The 20966-nt window shown below is 63.8% G+C and carries 17 protein-coding genes and 1 tRNA gene; 12 read left to right on the top strand and 6 right to left on the bottom strand.

Annotated elements, in window-relative coordinates:
* The first annotated feature begins 3 nt into the window (after positions 1 to 3).
* From ACM42_RS17300 to ACM42_RS17290, 3 genes are all read left to right on the top strand, one after another.
* The gene (locus ACM42_RS17300; RefSeq protein ID WP_271529087.1) at positions 4 to 426 is read left to right on the top strand and encodes a hypothetical protein; all 423 of its coding nucleotides are present in this window, start codon (positions 4 to 6) and stop codon (positions 424 to 426) included.
* A 388-nt stretch (positions 427 to 814) separates the two neighbouring features.
* Complete coding sequence (locus ACM42_RS17295) at positions 815 to 1261, top strand: MaoC family dehydratase (RefSeq protein ID WP_271529086.1); 447 nt, start codon at positions 815 to 817, stop codon at positions 1259 to 1261.
* A 93-nt stretch (positions 1262 to 1354) separates the two neighbouring features.
* Positions 1355 to 1852: a hypothetical protein gene (locus tag ACM42_RS17290; RefSeq protein WP_271529085.1), complete on the top strand. Its 498-nt coding sequence runs from the start codon at positions 1355 to 1357 to the stop codon at positions 1850 to 1852.
* Between the two features lie 51 nt (positions 1853 to 1903).
* Here the strand turns inward: ACM42_RS17290 and ACM42_RS17285 are convergent, their stop codons facing one another.
* Together ACM42_RS17285 and ACM42_RS17280 are read right to left on the bottom strand one after the other, a co-directional pair.
* Complete coding sequence (locus ACM42_RS17285; protein ID WP_271529084.1) at positions 1904 to 5092, bottom strand: efflux RND transporter permease subunit; 3189 nt, start codon at positions 5090 to 5092, stop codon at positions 1904 to 1906.
* Between the two features lie 159 nt (positions 5093 to 5251).
* Complete coding sequence (locus ACM42_RS17280) at positions 5252 to 6496, bottom strand: efflux RND transporter periplasmic adaptor subunit (RefSeq protein WP_271529083.1); 1245 nt, start codon at positions 6494 to 6496, stop codon at positions 5252 to 5254.
* 200 nt (positions 6497 to 6696) lie between these two features.
* On the opposite strand from ACM42_RS17280, the gene ACM42_RS17275 reads away from it, so the two are divergent.
* Positions 6697 to 7302, top strand: coding sequence for a TetR/AcrR family transcriptional regulator (locus ACM42_RS17275; RefSeq protein WP_271529082.1), 606 nt, complete (start codon positions 6697 to 6699; stop codon positions 7300 to 7302).
* Here ACM42_RS17275 and ACM42_RS17270 read toward each other — a convergent pair whose 3' ends face one another.
* The 4 genes from ACM42_RS17270 to ACM42_RS17255 all read right to left on the bottom strand — a co-directional run bounded on the left by ACM42_RS17270 (position 7303) and on the right by ACM42_RS17255 (position 12687).
* A complete protein-coding gene (locus tag ACM42_RS17270) occupies positions 7303 to 8811 on the bottom strand; it encodes an amidase (RefSeq protein WP_271529080.1) in 1509 nt (502 codons plus the stop codon).
* A 257-nt stretch (positions 8812 to 9068) separates the two neighbouring features.
* Positions 9069 to 10436 (bottom strand): MFS transporter, encoded by a 1368-nt coding sequence (locus tag ACM42_RS17265; protein ID WP_271529079.1) that lies wholly within the window; start codon positions 10434 to 10436, stop codon positions 9069 to 9071.
* A 74-nt stretch (positions 10437 to 10510) separates the two neighbouring features.
* Positions 10511 to 12040, bottom strand: a complete 1530-nt coding sequence (locus tag ACM42_RS17260) for an aldehyde dehydrogenase (protein ID WP_271529078.1) — start codon at positions 12038 to 12040, stop codon at positions 10511 to 10513.
* Positions 12037 to 12687, bottom strand: coding sequence for a GntR family transcriptional regulator (locus tag ACM42_RS17255; RefSeq protein WP_271529077.1), 651 nt, complete (start codon positions 12685 to 12687; stop codon positions 12037 to 12039). Before ACM42_RS17255 ends, ACM42_RS17260 begins: the two co-directional genes overlap by 4 nt.
* Before the next feature lie 155 nt (positions 12688 to 12842).
* Here ACM42_RS17255 and ACM42_RS17250 point away from each other — a divergent pair, with 155 nt between their 5' ends.
* From ACM42_RS17250 to ACM42_RS17215, 8 genes are all read left to right on the top strand, one after another.
* Positions 12843 to 13616, top strand: a complete 774-nt coding sequence (locus ACM42_RS17250; RefSeq protein ID WP_271529076.1) for an alpha/beta fold hydrolase — start codon at positions 12843 to 12845, stop codon at positions 13614 to 13616.
* A gap of 390 nt (positions 13617 to 14006) precedes the next feature.
* Positions 14007 to 15224: a multidrug effflux MFS transporter gene (locus tag ACM42_RS17245; RefSeq protein ID WP_271529075.1), complete on the top strand. Its 1218-nt coding sequence runs from the start codon at positions 14007 to 14009 to the stop codon at positions 15222 to 15224.
* A gap of 14 nt (positions 15225 to 15238) precedes the next feature.
* Positions 15239 to 16636 (top strand): guanine deaminase, encoded by a 1398-nt coding sequence (gene guaD / locus ACM42_RS17240; RefSeq protein WP_271529074.1) that lies wholly within the window; start codon positions 15239 to 15241, stop codon positions 16634 to 16636.
* Positions 16637 to 16647: 11 nt separating this feature from the next.
* Positions 16648 to 17631 (top strand): antibiotic biosynthesis monooxygenase, encoded by a 984-nt coding sequence (locus ACM42_RS17235; protein WP_271529073.1) that lies wholly within the window; start codon positions 16648 to 16650, stop codon positions 17629 to 17631.
* A 48-nt stretch (positions 17632 to 17679) separates the two neighbouring features.
* Positions 17680 to 18582 (top strand): ribonuclease Z, encoded by a 903-nt coding sequence (gene rnz, locus ACM42_RS17230; protein ID WP_271529072.1) that lies wholly within the window; start codon positions 17680 to 17682, stop codon positions 18580 to 18582.
* Between the two features lie 217 nt (positions 18583 to 18799).
* Positions 18800 to 18873 (top strand) — tRNA-Gln (locus tag ACM42_RS17225).
* Positions 18874 to 19320: 447 nt separating this feature from the next.
* The gene (locus tag ACM42_RS17220) at positions 19321 to 20013 is read left to right on the top strand and encodes a hypothetical protein (protein WP_271529071.1); all 693 of its coding nucleotides are present in this window, start codon (positions 19321 to 19323) and stop codon (positions 20011 to 20013) included.
* Between the two features lie 100 nt (positions 20014 to 20113).
* Positions 20114 to 20890: a ParB/RepB/Spo0J family partition protein gene (locus ACM42_RS17215; protein WP_271529070.1), complete on the top strand. Its 777-nt coding sequence runs from the start codon at positions 20114 to 20116 to the stop codon at positions 20888 to 20890.
* Positions 20891 to 20966: the final 76 nt, after the last annotated feature.

Below are 20966 nucleotides of genomic sequence, written 5' to 3'. Positions count from 1 at the left end.
CCCATGATCGCGGCAGTTTGGCTCCGCGCGCCGGCGCGTGCGCGTCTGCATGCGCTGCGCGAACTCTATCGCCGCTTCTTCGGCGAGAACACGCCTGATGCGCGCGGCCGCCGGCTTTTGGCCGAATGGCTGTCGCCGGCACAGCGCGCGCAGTTCGAGCAGCACCGGTTTTTCGACGTTGTCGGCTGCGACACCGGCAGAACCTATCGCATCCACTATGGCACGGCCGCCAATGTGCACGAGATCGACGGCGAAGGGCGCGCCACGATGGGCTGGTGCTTCGTTCCGTCAGGCTTCCTGGTGCCGGGCGACGTGATGCTGGCGCAGAAGATCGCGCTCGAGACGGACGAGAAGGGAGCGCTTGCGCTCGCCAACCGGTTTCCGCCGGCTACGCATTCCGAGCATTTCTACCGGCGGCCCTTCTAGCGCCGGGAAGGCCGAGGCCGTCAGTATTGCGAGGAGCGGTAGGCGTCCAGCGCATGCGCCGCGAAGACGCCGATGCTGCAAAGGGTGAGCAGGGCTGAGATCAGCTCGATCATAGTTCGTCCTCCCGTAGCGGCTGGGCGACGAGGTTTTGGCAGCAGGAAGATTCGTAGATCAGGTCGAGGATGAATTGCATGGTGGCCGTCCCTGTACTTATTTTGACAACCACTTAACCCGCCATCTGTTTCACGCGTGTTTCGTCGCATCGGGAAAGGGGTTTCGCGCGGAACCCTGCGCTGGTTTACGCGCTGCGGGCCCGCTATATCCGGCTATTACCCAAGCCCTTTGGGCCGCCTCTTCGGGGCGGCGCACCATATTGCGAGGCAAAATCATGGCGCAGGTCGAGTGGTTCGACGATCTCACCGTCGGAATGCGGTTCAAGTCCCCCGAAGTTGTGGTCACCGAGGCCGACATCAAGCGCTTTGCCGCCGAGTTCGATCCGCAGCCGATGCATCTCGATCACGAGGCCGCCAAGACGACCCTGTTCAAGGGGCTCGCCGCCTCAGGATGGCACACCGCCGCGATCGCCATGAACCTCGCAATCCAGACCCGCCCGTTCGGCCCGCATCCGCTGATTGGCGCCGGTGTCGACGGCCTGCGCTGGACGATGCCGGTGCGCCCCGACGACCGTCTGCATCTGGTCGGTGAGGTCATGAGCCTGACGCCGTCCAAATCGAAGCCGCAGGGTATAGCGCTGGTGAAATGGACCATGTTCAACCAGAACGGCGAGGAGGTTTACACCTCTACTCCGATCGCAATCGTGCCGCGCCGGGGTTAGGCACTGGCGTGTTCCGTGCGGGCGACTGAAATCCTTGCGGGCCGCCGGCAGAGGTGGTCATCTCAGCACGGGGAGCGACGGCTGGAGGCCGATATGAGTCGATTCAGTCGCGGCGCTGCATTGCTTGCAGGCATCTTGAGCGCCGGCCCCTCCCTTGCGCAACAATCCAAAGTCGGCGACTGGACCATCGAGAGGCGCGCGCAGGACACGCATTGCAATGCGAGCCGCGGCTACAAGGACAAGGATGACGAGAACCGCGACTACGTCATCGTGATCACCTATTCCGAGCAGGCGATCGTGATCGTGATGATCTACGATGGTTGGGAATGGGATAGGGCCGGCGAGGTCCTCCGGGCCGACCTCGGCACCGATGACTCCGACATCATGAAGAAGGCCAAGTGGGAGGTCATGGACAAGACCACCGTGCGCGGCATCTTCGCCTACGATCAATCGATCATGGATCGGCTCGCCAAGGCCAAGCGCCTCGCGCTCGATTTCGAGGACGACGATGACGACAGCATCGAGATGCAGATCCCGCGTGCCGGCGAGGCGCTGGCGGCGCTGAAATTCTGCGAAGAGAACCGGAAATAATCGATCCGATCTTGTTGGTCCCGCCGGGGGCGCGCCGCGGCGGGACGCGGTTCACTCGGCAGGCCCCTGGACCGGCGCCGCGCTGATGTCGCTGCCGTGATGGATCAGCGGCTTCATGCCGGTGACGGTCCGCAGCAGCACGTAGAACACCGGCGTCAGGAACAGGCCGAACACCGTGACGCCGATCATGCCGGAGAACACGGCAACGCCCATGGCTCGCCGCATTTCCGAGCCGGCGCCGGTCGAGAGCACCAGCGGCAAGACGCCCATGATGAACGCCATCGACGTCATCAGAATCGGACGCAGCCGCAGCCGGCTCGCCTCGATCGCGGCCCGGATCGGCGTGCGGCCGGCGAACTCGAGCTCCCGCGCGAATTCGACGATCAGGATCGCGTTCTTGGCGGAGAGGCCGACCAGCACAATCAAGCCGATCTGGGTGAAGACGTTGTTGTCGCCCTTGGAGATCCAGACGCCGAACATCGCTGCCAGGAGGCCCATCGGCACGATCATGATGATCGAGAGCGGCAGGGTCAGGCTCTCATAGAGAGCGGCCAGCACCAGGAACACCAACAGGATCGCCAGCGGGAACACCCAGATGCCGGAATTGCCGGCGATGAACTCCTGGTAGGTCAGGTCGGTCCATTCGAAGGCAAAGCCCGGCGGCAGCACCTCCGCGGCAATCCGCGTCGCCGCCTCCTGCGCCTGGCCCGATGAGAAACCCGGCGCGGCTGCTGCGTTGATGTCCGAGGACAGGAAGCCGTTGTAGCGGATCGCGCGCTCCGGACCCGCGCTCTGGCGGATCGTGAGCAGCGCGGACAACGGCACCATGTCGCCCGAGGACGAGCGCACCTTCAACTGCCGGATGTCGTCGGCGCGCGCGCGGAACGGCGCGTCGGCTTGAACCCGGACGGAATAGGTGCGGCCGAACTTGTTGAAGTCGTTGACGTAATAGGAGCCCAGGTAGATCTGGAGCGTGTTGAAGACTTCCGTCACGGGTACGCCAAGCTGAAGCGCCTTGGTGCGGTCGATGTCGGCGAACAGCTGGGGCACGTTGACCTGAAAGCTCGAGAACACGCCGGCGATCTCCGGCGCCTTCTGCATCGCTGCCATGAATGCGTTCGTCGCTTCGTTCAAGGCGTCATAGCCGAGACCGGCGCGGTCCTCGATCTGCAGCTTGAAGCCGCCGATGGTACCGAGGCCGTTGACCGGCGGCGGCGGGAACATGGCAATGAAGGCTTCCTGGATGCCCGCGTACTTCTTGTTCAGTTCGGCCGCGATGGCGGGACCGCTGAGCGAGGGATCCTTGCGTTCGTCGAACGGCTTCAGCGTCGAGAACACGATGCCGGCGTTGGACGAGTTGGTGAAGCCGGAGATCGACAGGCCCGGGAATGCCACCGAGCTCTCGACACCAGGCTGGGTCAGCGCGATGTCGCTCATCTTGCGGATGACTTCCTCCGTCCGGTCGAGCGTCGCGCCATCGGGCAGGCGGGCGAAGCCGACGAGGTACTGCTTGTCCTGCCCCGGCACGAAGCCGCTCGGCACCTGCTGGAACAAGAGGGCCGTGATACCGACGAGGACCACGTAGAGGCCCATCACGGCGGCCTTTCCCGATATCACCTTGCCGACGCTGCCGCTGTAGTTCTCGGAGGAGCGCGTGAAGGCCTTGTTGAAGCCGCGGAAGAACCAGCCGAGGCTCTTTTCCATGACCAGCGTCAGCTTGTCCTTCGGCTCGTTGTGGCCCTTGAGCAGCAGCGCCGACAGCGCCGGCGACAGCGTCAGCGAGTTGACAGCCGAGATCACGGTCGAGATCGCGATCGTCAGCGCGAACTGCTTGTAGAACTGCCCGGTGAGGCCGGAGATGAAGGCGAGCGGGACGAACACCGCGATCAGCACCATGGCGATTGCGATGATCGGACCCGACACCTCGCGCATCGCCTGGTACGTTGCATCGCGCGGCGACAGGCCCGCCTCGATGTTGCGCTCGACATTCTCGACGACGACGATGGCATCGTCGACGACGATGCCGATCGCAAGCACCAGGCCGAACAGGCTCAGCGCGTTGATGGAGAAGCCGAACACGTGCATCACCGCGAACGTGCCGACGATCGACACCGGCACGGCCAGGAGCGGGATGATCGAGGCACGCCAGGTCTGGAGGAACAGGATCACCACCAGCACGACGAGGGCGATGGCCTCCAGCAGCGTGTGGATGACGGCTTCGATCGAGGAACGCACGAACTGTGTGGGGTCGTAGACGATCTGGTAGGACACGCCCTCGGGCATGTTCTTCTTGATCTCGGCCATGGTGGCGCGAACGTTGTCGGAGATCTGCAGCGCGTTGGAGCCGGGCGCCTGGAAGATCGGGATCGCCACCGCCTGCTTGTTGTCGAGCAGCGAGCGCAGGCCGTATTCGGAGGCGCCAAGCTCGACGCGCGCGACGTCGCGCAAGCGTACGACCTCGCCGCGTGTGCCGGTCTTGACCACGATGTCGCCGAATTGCTCCTCGTTCGCGAGCCGGCCTTCCGCATTGACCGACAATTGCAGGTCGATACCCCTGACGTTCGGGGAGGAGCCGACCACGCCGGCGGCGGCCTCGACGTTCTGCGCCTGAATTGCCCGTACGATGTCGCTCGCGGTCAGGCCGTGCTCGGCGGCCTTCTGAGGATCGACCCAGACCCGCATCGAATAGTCGCCGGCGCCATAAAGCTGGACGTCGCCGACGCCGTCGATCCGCGCCAGCCGGTCCTTGACGTTGAGCACCGCATAGTTGCGCAGATACGTCATGTCGTAGCGGCCGTTCGGCGACAGCAAGTGCACGACCATGGTGAGGTCGGGCGACGACTTCTTGGTGATGATGCCGAGCTGGCGTACCACGGCCGGCAGGCGCGGCTCGGCCTGCTGCACGCGGTTCTGCACCAGCTGCGTCGCCTTGTCGGGGTCGGTGCCGAGCCGGAACGTCACCGTCAGCGTCATCGCGCCGTCGGTGGTCGCCTGGCTCGACATGTAGAGCATGTTCTCGACGCCGTTGATCTGCTCCTCGATCGGGGTTGCCACCGTCTCCGCGATCACCTTGGGATTGGCGCCGGGATAGGTCGCTCGCACCACGACTGAGGGCGGCACCACGTCCGGATATTCCGAGATCGGCATCGCGAACAGCGAGATCAGGCCCGCCAGGAAGATCAGCACCGACAGCACGCCGGCGAAAATCGGACGGTCGATGAAAAACTTCGAGAGATTCATTGGCTTTGCCCCTGCGCAATATCTTCCCTACCTCCGACCGCTTCACCGTCATTCCGGGGCGCGCGCATCGCGCGCGAACCCGGAATCCAGAGGTGAGATGATCGGAGCTTCGTAATCTCGAGATTCCGGGTTCACGACTGCGTCGCGCCCCGGAATGACTTAGCGTTGCACCACGTCCTGGTTGCTGTGGTTGGAGGCGGCTTGCTGCGGACGCGCGCCCATTGCCGCGATCTCCGTCTTGAGCAGGACACCGGGACGCACACGCTGTAGTCCGTTTACGACGATGCGCTCGCCGGACTTCAGACCCGAGGTGACGATACGAAGCCCATCGACGGTGCCGCCGAGCGTGACTGGCCGGTAGACGGCGCGGTTGTCGTCGCCGACCGCCATCACGAACTTCTTGTCCTGGTCGGTGCCGATCGCGCGCTCGTCGATCATCACCAGTGCCTGCTGCTTCGGCTGGCCCATGCGCACGCGGGCGAACTGGCCGGGGATGAGGCGCCCGTCCTCGTTGCGGAATACGGCGCGGACACGGATGGTGCCGCTCTGGCCGTTGACCTGGTTATCGATGAGCTGGATGTGGCCCTTTGCGGACAGGCCGCCCGACGTGGTCATCTCGACCGGGATCTGGTCGAGCTCGCCGCGCCTGCCGGAGGCATCCGCGATCGAGTTCAGCGCGCGCAGCACGACCTCTTCGTCCGCATCGAACGAGGCGTAGATCGGATTGATCGAGACCAGCGAAGTCAAGACCGGGGACGCGGTGCCGGCGGCGACGAGATTGCCGACGGTGATCTCGATCTTGCCGACGCGGCCGTCCACGGGAGCGCGCACCTCGGTGTAGTCGAGATTGAGCTTTGCGGTCTGGAGCGTCGCCTCGGCCGCCTTCACATTGGCAATGGCTTCGCGGTTGGCGTTGTCGCGCTGGTCGTAGTCGCGGCGCGTCACCACGGCGTTGCCGACGAGCTGCGCACCGCGCTCGAGCTCGCTCTGGGTGAAGACGACGCGCGCTTTTGCAGCTTCGAGCTGCGCTGCAGCCTTGTCGACCTCGGCCGCATAAGGGGCGGGGTCAATCTTGAACAGCACGTCGCCGGCCTTCACCAGCGCCCCTTCGGTGAAGTTCGCCGACAGGATCGCACCCGCAACGCGCGGACGGAGCTCGACGCGGTGGATGGCCTCCAGCCGGCCCGAGAAGTCGTCCCACAGCACGGTCTGCCGTGGCTCGATCATCGCGACGGTGACGGAAACGGCTTGTTCGGCCGCGGCGGCCGGTGCCGTCGCTTGCGCCGCGTGAAAGTAGCGGCCGGTCGCCATCGAGCCGGCCACGGCGAGGGCGCCCACGATGGCGACGCCGCCCAGAAGGCGGCGGAAACGGCCGGTGCGAGAGGTGTTTTGGGAGGGGGGCATTTGCGCGCTCCAGATATGTAGTGTTCACTACAGATGTGGAGCTGGATACCGCAGTGCAAGATACTTATGTACCATTCACTAAGAAAATTGTAGCGGCATACCGCAAGAATTGGAAGACCCTAGGAAAGTAGAATTAGAACAAATAGTTAGGATTCGACGTTAAGCCTTCTGCAGAACGCGAATTCCGAGGAGACAGGCACATGGGCATGGGACGCCCCCGCGAATTCGACGCCGAAATGGCGTTGGACCAGGCGATGGAAGTGTTTTGGCGCCATGGCTATGAGGGCGCGACCATTGCCCAGCTCACCGAGGCCATGGGCATCAACCCGCCCAGTCTCTATGCCTGCTTCGGCAACAAGGAAGGCCTGCTGAAGGCCGCGCTCGACCGCTACACCAAGCTGCGGAACATCTGGATGGAGGAGGTGGTGGCAGCGCCCACCGCCCGCGCCGTCGCCGAGCGGATGTTGATGGGCATCGCCGACAAGCAGACCGATCCTGCCAATCCGCCCGGCTGCCTGCTGGTGCAAGGCGGCATCGCCTGCGGCACCGGCTCCGAGAACGTCCCCTTCGAATTGGCCACGCGCCGCGCCCAGAACGAGGACCAGCTCCGCGACCGTTTCATTCGCGCCAAGGCCGAAGGTGATCTCAAGCCAACGTCCGATCCCGCCGCGCTCGCGCGTTATGTCTCCGCGGTGTCGGTCGGCATGGGCGTGATGGCGTCCTCGGGCGCGGACCGCGAAGCCTTGCGGCAGGTCGCGAGCGTCGCCGTGCAGGCGGTGGAAGCGCAATCGACTGACAAGACGTAGCTATCTCTCGGATCGCATTGCAGATAGCGATGGCGGCGGGACGAAGCCGCCGAACTCGCGTTCGATCAGTTCGGCCAACGCAATCGTGGTGCGGTCCTCCAGATACGGCCCGATGATCTGAACGCCGATTGGCAAGCCTGACGGCGTGCGCTCGATCGGAGCCGCGGTCGCCGGCAATCCGCAGGTCGAGGCAGGATCGGCCCAGATGAAGCACGCATCGGAGTAATCGTAGAGCTTGCCATCAATGTCCAGTTGCCGTGCGTCGAACGGCTCCGATTGGTCATGCGGAAAGGCCGGCACGGCGGCGGCGGGATAGATCACCGCGTCGAACTCGCGGAAGAACTGATGCCATTTCTGTTGCAGCTGCAGGCGGGCGGCATCGGCCGCCAGCCAATCGCGATGGATCATGCCCCAGCCGCGGGCGCGCTCGGCCTGCAGGCTGCGATCGCTGGGTGAGAGCGTCGCGGCAACGCCTTGTGCCTCCGCAAGCGCGTCCGGTGTCAGGCGCGGGCTTCGCGCGGCGTTCAACAGCTTCATGTAGAGCCGTGCCGACTCGGCGAGATCGGGCAGCGACGTGTTTGAGCGCGCGACTTGCGCGCCTGACCGTTCGAGCCGTTCCGCCAGTCGTTCGATGGCAGAACGCACGGCGTCGCCCGTCGGCATCAGCGGGTGCGTGTCGATCACCAGAATCCTGAAGTCCCTGAGCTGCTCATGTCGCGGTGCCGGCAGCGCAAGGCGATAGGCGACCCCGTCGCGCGTCTCGTCGGGACCGGCAATCACGTCGAGCGCCAATGCGAGATCCGAGGCGGTGCGCGTCATCGGCCCGACCACCGCGAGATCGCCCTGGCCCGGTACGGGCGGTGCCGGCGGCAGGCTGTATCCGCGCAGCGGGACCAGGCCGAGGCTTGGCTTATGACCGAACACACCACAGAAATGCGCAGGCACCCGGATGGAGCCGCCGATATCGGAGCCGATCGAGAGTGGACCGAAGCCTGCGGCCAGCGCCGCACCCGATCCGCCCGAGGAGCCGCCGGGCGACCGGCCGAGGTCCCAGGGGTTGTTCGTTGTCCCGTAGATCTCGTTGTAGCTCTGGAAGTCCCTGAGGCCGATCGGGATGTTGGTCTTGCCGATGATGACAGCGCCCGCCGCCTTCAATCGCGAGACGACAAGGGCATCCTCCGCCGGTTGAAAATCCCTGAAATGCGGAAAGCCCCATGTGGTCGGCAGGCCGGCGACGTTGAACGGTTCTTTCAAGGTCACGGGGATCCCGAGGAGCGGCCGCCGCTCGCCGCGGCCAAGCGCGGCATCGGCGGCGCGGGCGGCGTTTCTGGCGCGATCGAAATCGCGAACGACGATCGCGTTGATCGGGCCGTCCAGCGCCTCGATCCGCGCAATCGTGTGTTCGAGCAGCTCCGAAGCAGACACCTTGCGCGCGTGCAGGTCGCCGAGGAGTGCGCCGATCGAGCCGTAGTCCAGGTCAGCGGAAGCCGGGGTCATCACGATCTCCATTGCATCTTCGTCTCGGCGAAACCGCTCGAGGCGTCGAAAATGCAATTTTGAGCGCGAGATGAGGAGGCGGCGCAACGGGAACCAGATCTGCCCATCGGTCGGGGTCGCAAGCTTGCCTGCGGCCCTATCCCTCGACGCACGCCTACGGAGGGTCCTGAGGATGAGGTGGCGTTTTGCGGCACGATCGGCCCTCGTGGTGAGGAGCCCGCCGAAGCGGGCGTCTCGAATATTGCAGGTCCTGCTCCTCCGGCTGCCCCTCAGGACGCCTCCTTGAGGACCGGCGCGGCAGTCTCTTCGGCCTTGAGTTCCTCGAGGCTGCGATGTCGGGGCTCGATGCCGAGTACCCAGACCGTGATGATCTGTACCACGAGCAAGCCGATCATCAGGGCCATGACGCCCGCCATGCCGCGCGACTCGAACAGCGACACGACCAGGAACGGCGTGACGATCGTGGCGCCGCGCCCCAGCGTATTGACGATGCCCGACGCACGCAGCCGGACCTCGGTCGGAAACAGCTCTGGAATGTAGATGCCGAACAGGAGTGCGACCAGGACGTAAATCGGCACCGTCAGCGCGAAGCCCACGGCCGGCAGCAGGATCGGATCCGAGATCATGGGATAGAGCATGCCCAGCGCCACCGAGATCAGCGACGCGCCGATGATCGTTGGCTTGCGTCCCCAGCGGTCGGCGGTCAATGCACCGATGGCCGCGCCGATCGGCGCGCCGAGCGCCATCAGCAGCGAATAGCCGAACGATGTCGCGACCGACAGGCCCTGCTTGACGAAGAACACGGGCAGCCAGGTCACGAAGCCATAGAGCAGGGTGTTGATCGTGATCAGGCAGATGGCGCCGACGATCATCCGCGACAGCAAGGGCGCAGTGAACAACGTGCCGAGATCGGGAGCGACCGGAGCGGGTGTCGTGGGCGCTGGAGCAGGCAAGGGTTGTCCTTGCGCCGCTTCCTTCTCGATCGCCTGCATCAATGCTTCCGCCTCGGCGGTGCGTCCCACGGCTTCGAGCCAGCGCGGGGATTCCGGCAGCGACTTGCGCATGTACCAGACGACGAGCGCGCCGATGCCGCCGAGCACGAACATCGAGCGCCAGCCGAATTGCGGAACGAGCACGGATGCGATCAAAAGTGCCGCTGGCAGGCCCGTCACGACGCATACGGCGGTGAGGCCGAGCCATTTGCCGCGGGTGCGGGCGGGCACGAACTCCGTCATCGTCGAATAGCCGACGACGTTCTCCGCGCCGAGCCCGACGCCCATTACGAAGCGGCAGGCGATCAGGAAGGCCATGTTCGGCGCGAATGCCGCGGCAAGGGAAGCGATGCCGAATAGGAGCAAATTGAACTGATAGGTGAAGCGGCGCCCATGGCGATCGCCGAGGAAGCCGGTGCCGAACGACCCCAGCATCATGCCGACGAACGTCGCGGAGATGAAGGCTGCGTTCTGAGCGAGCGTCGAAAAGCCTGATTTCAGCGTGACGCTGAGCACCGTTCCGGCAATGTAGATGTCGAAGCCGTCGAAGAACATTCCGATGCCGATCAGCAGCATGATGCGGCGGTGGAATGGACCGATCGGAAGCCGATCGAGACGGCTGCCCGCGTTCACCGATGTCGACATTGACGCTCTCCCTTGACTGTTGTTCTGGTTGATTCGGCCCGCCTTCTATGGGCGGTCGGCCCGGTGCAGCTCTGCTAGTTCAGCCGCTTCTGATTGGCCGTGTCGCGATACCAGTCGAACGGCTGCTCGTGGGTCGCGACCATCACGCTCTTGGTGTTGAAATGGTCGTTGAAGCTTTCAGCGCCGCATTCGCGGCCGATGCCGGAATCGTCGACGCCGCCCCAGGGCGAGGCCGGATCGAGCCGGTGATGATCGTTGATCCAGACGATGCCGGCCTTGACCGCGGCGGCGACACGGTGAGCGCGGGCGACGTCGCGGGTACGGATCGCTGCGGCGAGGCCAAACGGCGAGTCGTTGGCGAGCCGGAGCGCATCGGCCTCGTCCTTGAACGATGTCACCGAGGTGAAGGGACCGAACACTTCCTCCTGGAAGATGCGCATGTCGGATTTGACGTCGGCGAACACCGTCGGCTCGACGAAATATCCGTTGTCGTGGCCGGGCACCTTGGCGGCAACGCCGCCGGTGACGAGACGCGCGCCGTCGGCGTGACCATAGCCTGCATAGGTGAGAACGCGGTCGCGCTGCTTGGCCGAGATCACGGGGCCCATCTGGGTGCTGGGATCGAAGGGATCGCCGACGCGGATCGTGCGGGTCTTGGCCTGCAGCTTCTCCACGAACTCGTCGTAGATCGAGGCCTGGACGATGTGGCGCGAGGCGCAGACGCAGGTCTGTCCGGCGCCGATGAATGCGCCGAACGCGGCATAATTGACGGCGCGGTCCACGTCGAAATCATCGAACACCATCACCGGCGTCTTGCCGCCGAGTTCCATGGTCTGATGCGCGAACACCTTTGCGGCCGCGCTGCCGGCGATGCGGCCGGCCTCGGTGCCGCCGGTCAGGACCAGCTTGTTGATGTCGCCATGCTCGGCCAGCATCTTGCCGGCGCTGGGGCCGAGGCCCAGCACGATATTGAAGACGCCGGGCGGCAGGCCCGCGTCGGTGAAGATCTGCGCCAGCTTCAGGGTCGTGAGCGGCGTGTATTCGGACGGCTTCACCACGGTGACGCATCCGGTCGCCAGCACCACGGCGAGCGACTTGCACAGGATCATCAAGGGGTGATTGAACGGGGTGCAATTGGCGACGATGCCGATCGGCGTGCGGAGCGTGTAGTTCAGATAAGCGCCTTCGACGGGGATCACGGAGTCACGGCGCGACAAAGCGAGGCCTGCGAAGTAGCGGAAGAAATCGGGCAGGCGGGAGAGCTGGGCGCGGGTCTCGTTGACTGGGCGGCCGTTGTTGAGAGTCTCGAGCCGATACAGGCTGTCGAGATTGGCCTCGAACGCATCGGCGAGCTTGTTGACCAGCCTGGCCCTGGCCCGCGTGTCCATGCCGCCCCAGGCCTTGCCGTCGAACGCGGCGCGCGCGCTTTTCATGGCGCGGTCGATATCCTCAGCGGTTGAATTGGGAATGCGGGCAATGACATCGCCGGTCGCGGGATTGCGGACGTCCAGCATCGCGCCGTCTCCGGCTTCGACTTCCCGTCCATCAATGAAATTGCCGTGGGTTTCGACGTCGATCGACGCGGGTTTCGAGGGAACGTTCATGATGACCTCTCTTCGACGATGACGGCGTTGCGCTTGAGCGCCGGCAGAACGCGTTTTTCGGTGTCCCCGATGTGGGCCTTGATGATGCGCGCCGCGGTGCGCGTTTCGCGCTGCTGCATGGCGTCAATCAGTGCGACGTGCTCTGCGACGAGCTTTGCGGGGTCGTGGCCCTTCAGGTTGGAAATACTGACGCGGACCAGCCGGTCGGCCTGGCCGATCAGGTCGCACAGCGCCGTCGCCATGCGGCGATTGCCGGAGGCATGGGCCAGCGCAGTGTGGAAGCCGCGATTGTAGACGATGAAGTCCTCGTGGCTGCCCGAGAACCGGCGAAATTCGTCGAGCGATTTCAAAACGCTGTCCGGAGCGCTCTCGATCGCCTCGGTGACGCAGGCCGGCTCCAGCGCGAGGCGGAAGCGCAGGAGATCGCGGGCGTCCGAGAGCGAGATCGGCGTGACCCGATAACCCTGACGGGGTTGGACCGTGACGAGGTGCTCGCGCTGGAGCCGCAAAAGCGCGTCCCGGACCGGTTGCCGGCTCACCGAATAGCGTTCGGCCAGATCCTGCTCTCGCATTTCATCGCCCGGCGCAAAGCGACAAGCTAAAATATCAGCTCTGAGAAGATCGTAGATATTTTCGCGTAAAAGCATGGAAATTGGTGTCTCCTGTCGGATAATATCCTACTCGTGATATTTCACGTCAAGTGCCGAATGCTTGAATTCCCTGTCAATTGATTTATCAATCGGAGCTTCCAGGGCACGCGAGAGAGCGTGATCCGATCGATGCAGTTTGGGATAGGCCGGACATGGACAGGCTTCTTGCCGATGAGACCGTCAACGCCGCGCAGGCGGGCGAGGGGCCGCCGCTCTTTCTTTTCCATTCGCTGCTATCGGATCGAGCCACCTTCGATGCGATCGTGCCGGAGCTTGCGGGATCGTTTCGGACCATCGTGCCGGAGTTGCCCGGGTTCGGCCGTTCACGCACGGTCGAAGGCGGACTTGCTGCTGTCGCGGACCGGATGGCAGAGGCCGTGCGGGAGGCCGCAGGCGGCGCGCCGTCGATCGTGCTCGGCAATGGCTATGGCGGCTTCGTCGCCTTGCAGATGGCGATCAGCCATCCGGGAATTGCCAGCCGGCTCATTCTAGCTGATTGCGGCGCAGCTTTCTCCGAGCCGGGCCGCGAAGCGTTCCGCAACATGGCGAAGATATCGCGAGAGAAGGGGCTCGAGGCAATCAGTGACGTCGCGATGCGGCGCCTGTTCGCACCCGACTTTCAGGCGCAGCACCCCGACCTGATGCGCGGACGTCGTGAAGCCTTTCTGCGGACAGACCCCGATGTGTTCCGCGCCGCGTGCGATGCTCTGGCAAGCCTTGATCTTCGTGCCGAGCTCGCCGGCGTGAACGTGCCGGTGCTCGTCATGTGCGGCGAACAGGACGAGGCGACGCCGCCGCCGATGTCGCATGAGCTGGCTGCGGGATTGCCGCGCGCCGAACTCAAGATCATTCCAGGATGCGCGCACGTGCCACAGCTGCAATCGCCGCAACAGTTTCTTGGCGCTCTCAAGGGCTTCTTGCTTTGATCGCCGTTTGGGCATGCGTTTGAAGATGCCTTCCGAGCGGTTATTGGCGTCGGAGCGAGGGCAAAGCCAAAATCGGGGATCGCGCAATTCCGCGCCTGTTTTGCCTGACGTGTCAAGCGTTCCTGCTGACAGGGCTCGCACCAGGCGGCGCGAAATTCCTCAACGATTTGTACTGTGCATGGGGTTGTTTTCGCGTTTTTTGTTTTGAGCGCCCCGCTTGCAGCGAAGACCTGAACGTCGTCCGCCGGAATCCGTATCGATACGGAACGTCCTAAGGGTTTCTACATACAGTTCTGGCACTTTGCGCGCGTCAACACCTGCACCCCGCATCGGCGCATCTCATTGCGCGCACGAAAAGACGGGGCCGCGGGCATCGAGGGGGCGTAAGCCATGACTGCACTTGCTTCGGACGCAGGTCGCGCGAAGGGCGGGATCGTGCCGATCCTGCTGTGCGTCGTGCCGTTCAGCCAGATTCCACTCGATGCCTATACGCCAGGCCTGCCGCAGATGGTGGTGGATCTTGCCGCTGACGCGGCGTCGATGCAGAACACCGTCACCGCCTACATGCTTGGCATGAGTCTCGCGCTCGTGCCGGTCGGCATCGCCTCCGATATGCTCGGCCGCCGCAACGTCCTGCTCGCAGGGCTGTCGGTGCTGATCGCGATGAGCATCGCCTGTGCGCTGGCGACCAGCGCCTCGCTGCTGCTCGCGCTGCGCTTCCTGCAAGGCATCGGCGGCTGCACTTGTCTCGTCGTCGCCTATGCGGTCGCTGCAGACTGTTTTCGTGGACGTGAGCTCACTGCGATTTCGGGACTGCTAGGAGCCGCGTGGGGATTGGCGCCCGTGCTTGCGCCGGCAGCCGGCGGCTTCATCGTCGAGCTGACGTCCTGGCGCGGTGTCTTCGTGGTCATTGCCATCGCCGCGGCAATCGTTGCCACGATCGTCGTATTTCTTCTGCCTGAGACGTTGCCAGCGGAACGGCGTGCGCCGTTCGATCCGCGCCGCACCGTCGGTATCTTGCGCGAGGCACTCGTCCGTCGGGGCTTCCTGGCTTTCGTGCTGGTCTTCGCCGCTGCCGCCAGCGCGCAACTGGCGTTCGGCGTCGTCGCGCCGTTCTTCTACCAGACCGGCCTCGGCTATTCGGCGGCACTCTACGGCCTCGTCGCGCTCGGCCTTGGCGGCGTCAATCTCGCCGGCGAGCTCGGCTGCGCACATTTCGCGCGCTTCGTGCCGGCGCGTATGCTGGGGTTCGGCGCCTTCGCGCTGTTTCTCGCCGGCGCTGTGGTCTTGACCGCGACCGGCATGCTCTTCTACCTCGATTTTGCGTCGATCACGATCGGCGGCGCACTGGTGCTCGGCGGCTGCGGCGTGCTGTGCCCGATGATGTACGGCATGGCGCTCGGCCTGTTCGAACGCGACCACGGCCTGATCGGCGGCCTGATCAGCGCGCTCTGCTATCTCGCGGTGAGCGGTGCCATGGCGGTCGCGGCAGTGTTGCCCGAGGCGACGCAGGCGCCGATCGGATGGCTCTATCTCGGCCTCTGCGCCGTCGCCGGAACGTTGCTCGCGATCTCGCTGCCATCAGCGCGCCACTCGACACAGACTTGAGGAGGGAACCAATCATGGTCACCGTTGCTATTCGCGGCACGTTCTTCGACTTCGTCGACGATCCCTGGAAGCACGTCGGCAACGAGCAGGCCGCAGCGCGCTTTCACCAGGATGGCCTCATGGTCGTCACCGACGGCGTGATCAAGGCGTTCGGCCCTTATGACAAGATCTCCGCCGCTCATCCCGGCATCGAGGTCACTCATATCAAGGACCGCATCATCGTCCCGGGCTTCATCGACGGCCACATTCATTTGCCGCAGACCCGCGTGTTAGGGGCTTATGGCGAGCAGTTGCTGCCGTGGCTCCAGAAGTGGGTCTATCCGGAAGAGCTCAAATACCGGGATCGCAACTACGCGCGCGAGGGCGTGAAGCGTTTTCTTGACGCATTGCTCGCCGCCGGTACCACCACATGCCAAGCCTTTACCAGCTCCTCGCCGGTCTCGACCGAAGAGCTGTTCGAGGAAGCGAGCAGACGGAACATGCGGGTCATCGCGGGCCTGACCGGGATCGATCGCAACGCGCCAGCCGATTTCATCGATACCCCCGACCATTTCTATCGCGACAGCAAGCGGCTGATTGCGCAGTACCACAACAAGGGCCGCAACCTCTACGCCATCACGCCGCGCTTCGCCTTCGGTGCCTCGCCGGAACTGCTGAGAGCGTGTCAGCGCCTCAAGCACGAGCACCCGGACTGCTGGGTCAACACCCACATCTCCGAGAACCCGGCCGAATGCAGCGGCGTGCTGGTCGAGCATCCGGACTGCCAGGACTATCTCGGCGTCTACGAGAAGTTCGACCTGGTCGGTCCAAAGTTCTCGGGCGGCCACGGCGTTTATCTCTCGAACAACGAGTTCCGCCGCATGTCGAAGAAGGGCGCCGCGGTGGTGTTCTGCCCGTGCTCGAACCTGTTCCTCGGCAGCGGCCTGTTCCGGCTCGGCCGCGCCACCGATCCCGAGCATCGCGTCAAGATGTCGTTCGGCACCGACGTCGGCGGCGGCAACCGCTTCTCGATGATCTCCGTACTCGACGACGCCTACAAGGTCGGCATGTGCAACAACACGCTGCTCGACGGCAGCATCGATCCCACGCGGAAGGATCTCGCCGAGGCCGAGCGCAACAAGCTCTCGCCCTATCGCGGCTTCTGGTCGATCACGCTCGGCGGTGCCGAAGGCCTCTACATCGACGACAAACTCGGCAATTTCGAGCCAGGCAAGGAAGCCGATTTCGTGGCGCTCGATCCGAACGGCGGGCAGGCCGCGCAAGCGTGGCATCAGTCGCTGATCGCCGACGGCGCCGGCCCGCGTACGATGGATGAGGCCGCGAGCATGCTGTTCGCCGTCATGATGGTCGGCGACGATCGCTGCGTCGACGAGACCTGGGTGATGGGCAAGCGTCTCTACAAGAAGAGCTGAGACGGCAGCTCATGAGCGCATCCCCTGACACAGCCCACCAGCCGGTCGCCCTCGTGATCCAACGCCGCATCGCCGACGACGGCTTTGCCGCGTTCGCGCGATGGAACGGCGAGGTCGGCGAGGTGCTCAAGGCATGGCCCGGCTTTCTCGGCCAGGAGGTGGTGCCGCCGCAACCGCCGGCGCATGTGGACTGGGTGACGATCCTGCGTTTCGCCAGCCCCTCCGCTGCACGCGCCTGGCTCCAGAGCGATGTGCGGGCACGACTCATCGCGGAAGTGCAGCGCTTCTTCGTCGGTTCGGAGGACGTCCATATCCTGCCCGACACCGGCGTTCAGCGCGACAGCGCGGTCTCGGCCGTCATCTCGTTCAATGTCCCTGATGGGCTCGAGGATGCGTTCCTGAAATGGCAGCAGCGCATCCAGGCGGCGGAGGCCGAGTTCAAGGGGTTCCTGCGGCACAAGATCGAGCGGCCGATTCCGGGCCTGCACGACGAATGGATCATCATCCTGTCGTTCGACTCTGATGCCAATCTCAATGCGTGGCTCGACTCGCCCTTGCGGCAGACCCTTCTCAAGGAGGGCGAGCGCTTCAATGCCGGCATGAACGTGAAGCGGGCGAGCTACGGCTTCAATTTCTGGTTCCCGACCGGCAAGACGCCGGCTCCCGAGCAAGGGCCGGGATTAATCTTGAAGAGCAACCTGATCGTCCTCCTGGTGCTCTATCCCGTGGTCTATCTCTGGGGCTATTTCATCAGCACGCCCTTGATCGACAGAAACGGCGTGCCGGTCTGGCTGTCGCTTTTCGTCGGCAATCTCGTCAGCACGCAGCTGCTCGGCTGGTGGCTGGTGCCCGCCGCCTTCAGGGCGCTCGACTGGTGGGTGAGGCCGACGGCGACGCTCGGCCGCCAGTTCGCGGGCTACGCACTGCTTGCCGCGCTCTACGTCGCGTCGATGGCCCTGTACGCGCTGCTGCTCGCGTGGCATTGGGGACGGTGAGGCCGGCCGGACGGGCGGCCTCAACCACCTTCTGGGCTCGTGACGACCATGTTCGCCCTGACATTTCTCGGGACCTCCGCCAGCGTTCCCTCAGCGGAGCGCAACCATCCCGCGCTCTTGGTGGAGGCGTCGGGCACGCGCATCCTGATTGATTGCGGCGAGGGCACACAGCGCCAGCTGCTGCGCAGCGGCGCCGGCTTTCGCCGGCTCGACCGCATCCTGCTGACGCACGCTCATCTCGATCACGTGCTCGGCATTCCCGGCCTGTTCTCGACGCTGGGCCTGCGGCAGACCTCCGATGTCATGACAATTCACGGCGGGGAAGGAACGCTCGACATCGTCATCCGGATGCTCGCAGGCCTGTGGGGCGCGGGCAGGGCGCCGATCCCGGTCGCGTTCGCGCCGCTGGCCGAAGGACAGGTCATCGATGCCGGTGAATTCACCATCGACTGTTTTCCGGTTCGCCACCGCGACACCGACAGTTTTGGTTTCGTATTCCAGAGCCCCGCGCGCCGTCGTCTTCGGCCCGATCGGCTCATAGCGCTTGGTGTCCCCGACGGTCCCTTGCGCGGCGAATTGGCCGCGGGCCGCCCGGTCGTGCTTGCCGACCGAACCGTCGACCCGGAAGATATCCTTGGCCCGCCGAGCGGCGGCAGGAAGCTCGTCGTGATCGGCGACACCGAGACCACCGAGGGGCTGTCGCAATACGTTGCCGACGCCGACATGCTGGTGATCGAGGCGACGTTTCTCGATCGCGACGCGCCGACCGCGCGGAATTATGGCCACCTCACCGCGGCAGAAGCGGCTTCCTTTGCAGCCACGAACAACGTCGGGCAGCTCGTGCTGACGCATCTGTCGGGACGCTACGAAGACGAGGAGATTCTCGCCGAAGCCGCAAGGATCTTCCCGAGTACCCGGATCGCCGCGGACTTCGATCGTATCGTCGTCTGATCGGCCGACCGCGAGGTCATGAGACCGGCCGAAAAGGAGCAGCAAGACGCGTTTCGCTCTGGCGTGAACGCAGCGAGAACACGCGACGATGTCCACAGAAGGACTGGACCCCGAAGGTCAGCGCGGCTATATGAGCGGCCTGCGAGCGCTGATTTGCAGAACTTCAGCCAGCCTTGCAAAACTTCCGAAGAAAGCTTAGCGATTTCAAGCGCTTCGGTGGGGAATGGTGTAACGGTAGCACAACAGACTCTGACTCTGTTTGTCTTGGTTCGAATCCAGGTTCCCCAGCCACACTCAGCAACCCAATCAACCGCTTGATCCGAACGAGCTTTTCGCCGCAGACGACGGACCGTCAAGTTCACTTTGGACCACACTCGTGGACCATGCAAGCGGGCCTACAATTCGCTCATGGCGGCAACTGCCCACGCAGGGGCACCGCGGATTGCGACAGCTTCATTGTGCTAAGGCAGCGGAAGAGACGATAGCCGCACAAGTGCTGCGATCGCGGGAGCCGAGAGCTGGGCCGGCCAAGCCACGCAGCGACGGGTTTGGCTACCATGCACATCTTGATTGAGGTGGTGATACCCGATTGGACGGCTCAAAACAGGCGGCCTCCGATTCGGACCAAAAAAGCTCTAGTGCCAATGGTTAACGGAGGAGCAAGCTCTGTTTACCAACCTATGGGGCGCGATCAAAGCATCGATTGACACCCGAGCCATCGACCTACAAATCCAGCAGATGGAGACAATCGATGTCTGGCCTTCGGAGCGGCACTACGTCGTAGAGGTCGACCGACTGCCCAAGTTCGAGCAGTTCGCCCGCATTTTTGCGATTATCGCTTATCCAGAGTTCGAGAAGCGCAGAAAGCGAGAAGCTTTCGGGAACGCCCTTTGCATTTGGGCGATCGAAGCCACGATCAAACATCGCTGGTTGGACGAGCACCAACCCATTGCGCCGCGCCTGCTGCTACAGGACCAAGGGAGGCGACAGGAAGCACTTAAGGAAGGGATGGAGATCTTAACTTCGTCTCGCATGCTCGGCCTTCACGTCGGCGAAGAACGGTACGACAACTTCCAGACAGCGCTTCTGACTGATGAGACTGTCAACGACATCCCTCACTTGTCATTCCGCAAAGTAGAAGAAACCTACGCCATCTATTGCAGACGGCGTGGTATTCACGTGCAAGCGGACAAGTCGAACCTCTATACGCGCTGGTGGAAATCATCCGCTTTGGTCTTTCATCTGCTCATCGCGATGAGACCCTTTATTCGCAAAGACCAGAACGGGGACTATGACCTCGTTTTGGAGAATTTCATCGATGAGACTAAACTCAGAAGAATCCTACGGGAGGCCGCGGAGGATAGAGAGTACATTCGAGCGCTTTTCGGGCTGAAGCCTGAGTACCCGGTCCGAGTAGATTGGGAGAAATAATCCGGCCGCTAGTTGTCGTCAACGTCGCCGATCCTGACAACTGCGAGCAATCCGGGAGTCGTGCCAGTTTCGTCCTACCAGGACAGATCAGAACGGCACGATGGAAACCACGTCAACCAATTCGAAAGAGCGGAACCCAACTGCGTCATCGCACGTCTCGGTTCGGCGTATCGAGCTTGACCGCGTCAAGCTGCCGACCGACCGCGGCGAACACGACAGCACCGCTGTCGGCGCTCTGGCCAGTTCCATAAGCCTGATCGGGCTTCAGACGCCCATCTCCATAGATGCGGACTACACCATCGTCGCGGGCTGCAAGCGCTATTTGGCGGCGAAGCAGCTCGGCATGCCCGCGATCGACTGCTTTGTCATAGAGGATAAAGGAATCCACCAGCTCTGGAGGCTGTCAGAGAACCTCCACCGAAGCACCCTTACCGCACTTGAGCGTTCTACTGCCTTGATCCAATGGGCAGAAGCCACGGACAAAGATGCTCAACTTGAGCAGGTTTCCGGAGGCCGCGGAAAGCAAGGCGGCGCTGCGAAGGCTGCGCGTACGCTTGGGGTGGATCGCAATGCGCTCCGCCGGGCCGCCCAGATTGCCTCTATCCCGCCTGCAGCGCGCGCGGCAATCACCGCCGCTGGACTGGATGACAACCAGTCAGCCCTCCTCGCAATCGCTGCAGTCCCTCAAAGTGAACAGCTCGCAAAGGTCGAAGAGTTCGCAGCTTCTCGGGCAGATCGAGGATCCGTCACTCCAGCAGCCAATGAAGCCGAATTCCGGGCATTGGCTCGCGCCTGGGAAAAGGCAAACGATGACGCGCGGGCGCGCTTCATGGCTGAAATCGTGGACCCGTACCGAGCGTCGGCCAACAGCGCTTAGGCCGTCTAGGCGAACGCGCACGGCGCTTAACGAAGTGACGGCCGCGCCAGAGTGCAAGATTACAATAAGACGCTCT

The organism is Bradyrhizobium sp. CCBAU 25338 (genome assembly GCF_028128965.1).
Classification (GTDB): Bacteria; Pseudomonadota; Alphaproteobacteria; order Rhizobiales; family Xanthobacteraceae; genus Bradyrhizobium; species Bradyrhizobium liaoningense.
This window is presented reverse-complemented; position numbering and strand designations above follow the sequence as displayed.

Bases quoted from the DNA above. Each gene is read 5' to 3' on its own strand.
- ACM42_RS17245 (WP_271529075.1), top strand. From the start codon at position 14,007: ATGACTGCACTTGCTTCGGACGCAGGTCGCGCGAAGGGCGGGATCGTG.
- ACM42_RS17260 (WP_271529078.1), bottom strand. From the start codon at position 12,040: ATGAACGTTCCCTCGAAACCCGCGTCGATCGACGTCGAAACCCACGGC.
- ACM42_RS17285 (WP_271529084.1), bottom strand. From the start codon at position 5,092: ATGAATCTCTCGAAGTTTTTCATCGACCGTCCGATTTTCGCCGGCGTG.
- ACM42_RS17255 (WP_271529077.1), bottom strand. From the start codon at position 12,687: ATGCTTTTACGCGAAAATATCTACGATCTTCTCAGAGCTGATATTTTA.
- ACM42_RS17265 (WP_271529079.1), bottom strand. From the start codon at position 10,436: ATGTCGACATCGGTGAACGCGGGCAGCCGTCTCGATCGGCTTCCGATC.
- ACM42_RS17250 (WP_271529076.1), top strand. From the start codon at position 12,843: ATGGACAGGCTTCTTGCCGATGAGACCGTCAACGCCGCGCAGGCGGGC.
- ACM42_RS17220 (WP_271529071.1), top strand. From the start codon at position 19,321: ATGGAGACAATCGATGTCTGGCCTTCGGAGCGGCACTACGTCGTAGAG.
- ACM42_RS17280 (WP_271529083.1), bottom strand. From the start codon at position 6,496: ATGCCCCCCTCCCAAAACACCTCTCGCACCGGCCGTTTCCGCCGCCTT.
- rnz (WP_271529072.1), top strand. From the start codon at position 17,680: ATGTTCGCCCTGACATTTCTCGGGACCTCCGCCAGCGTTCCCTCAGCG.
- ACM42_RS17300 (WP_271529087.1), top strand. From the start codon at position 4: ATGATCGCGGCAGTTTGGCTCCGCGCGCCGGCGCGTGCGCGTCTGCAT.
- ACM42_RS17275 (WP_271529082.1), top strand. From the start codon at position 6,697: ATGGGCATGGGACGCCCCCGCGAATTCGACGCCGAAATGGCGTTGGAC.
- ACM42_RS17270 (WP_271529080.1), bottom strand. From the start codon at position 8,811: ATGGAGATCGTGATGACCCCGGCTTCCGCTGACCTGGACTACGGCTCG.
- ACM42_RS17290 (WP_271529085.1), top strand. From the start codon at position 1,355: ATGAGTCGATTCAGTCGCGGCGCTGCATTGCTTGCAGGCATCTTGAGC.
- ACM42_RS17215 (WP_271529070.1), top strand. From the start codon at position 20,114: ATGGAAACCACGTCAACCAATTCGAAAGAGCGGAACCCAACTGCGTCA.
- ACM42_RS17235 (WP_271529073.1), top strand. From the start codon at position 16,648: ATGAGCGCATCCCCTGACACAGCCCACCAGCCGGTCGCCCTCGTGATC.
- guaD (WP_271529074.1), top strand. From the start codon at position 15,239: ATGGTCACCGTTGCTATTCGCGGCACGTTCTTCGACTTCGTCGACGAT.
- ACM42_RS17295 (WP_271529086.1), top strand. From the start codon at position 815: ATGGCGCAGGTCGAGTGGTTCGACGATCTCACCGTCGGAATGCGGTTC.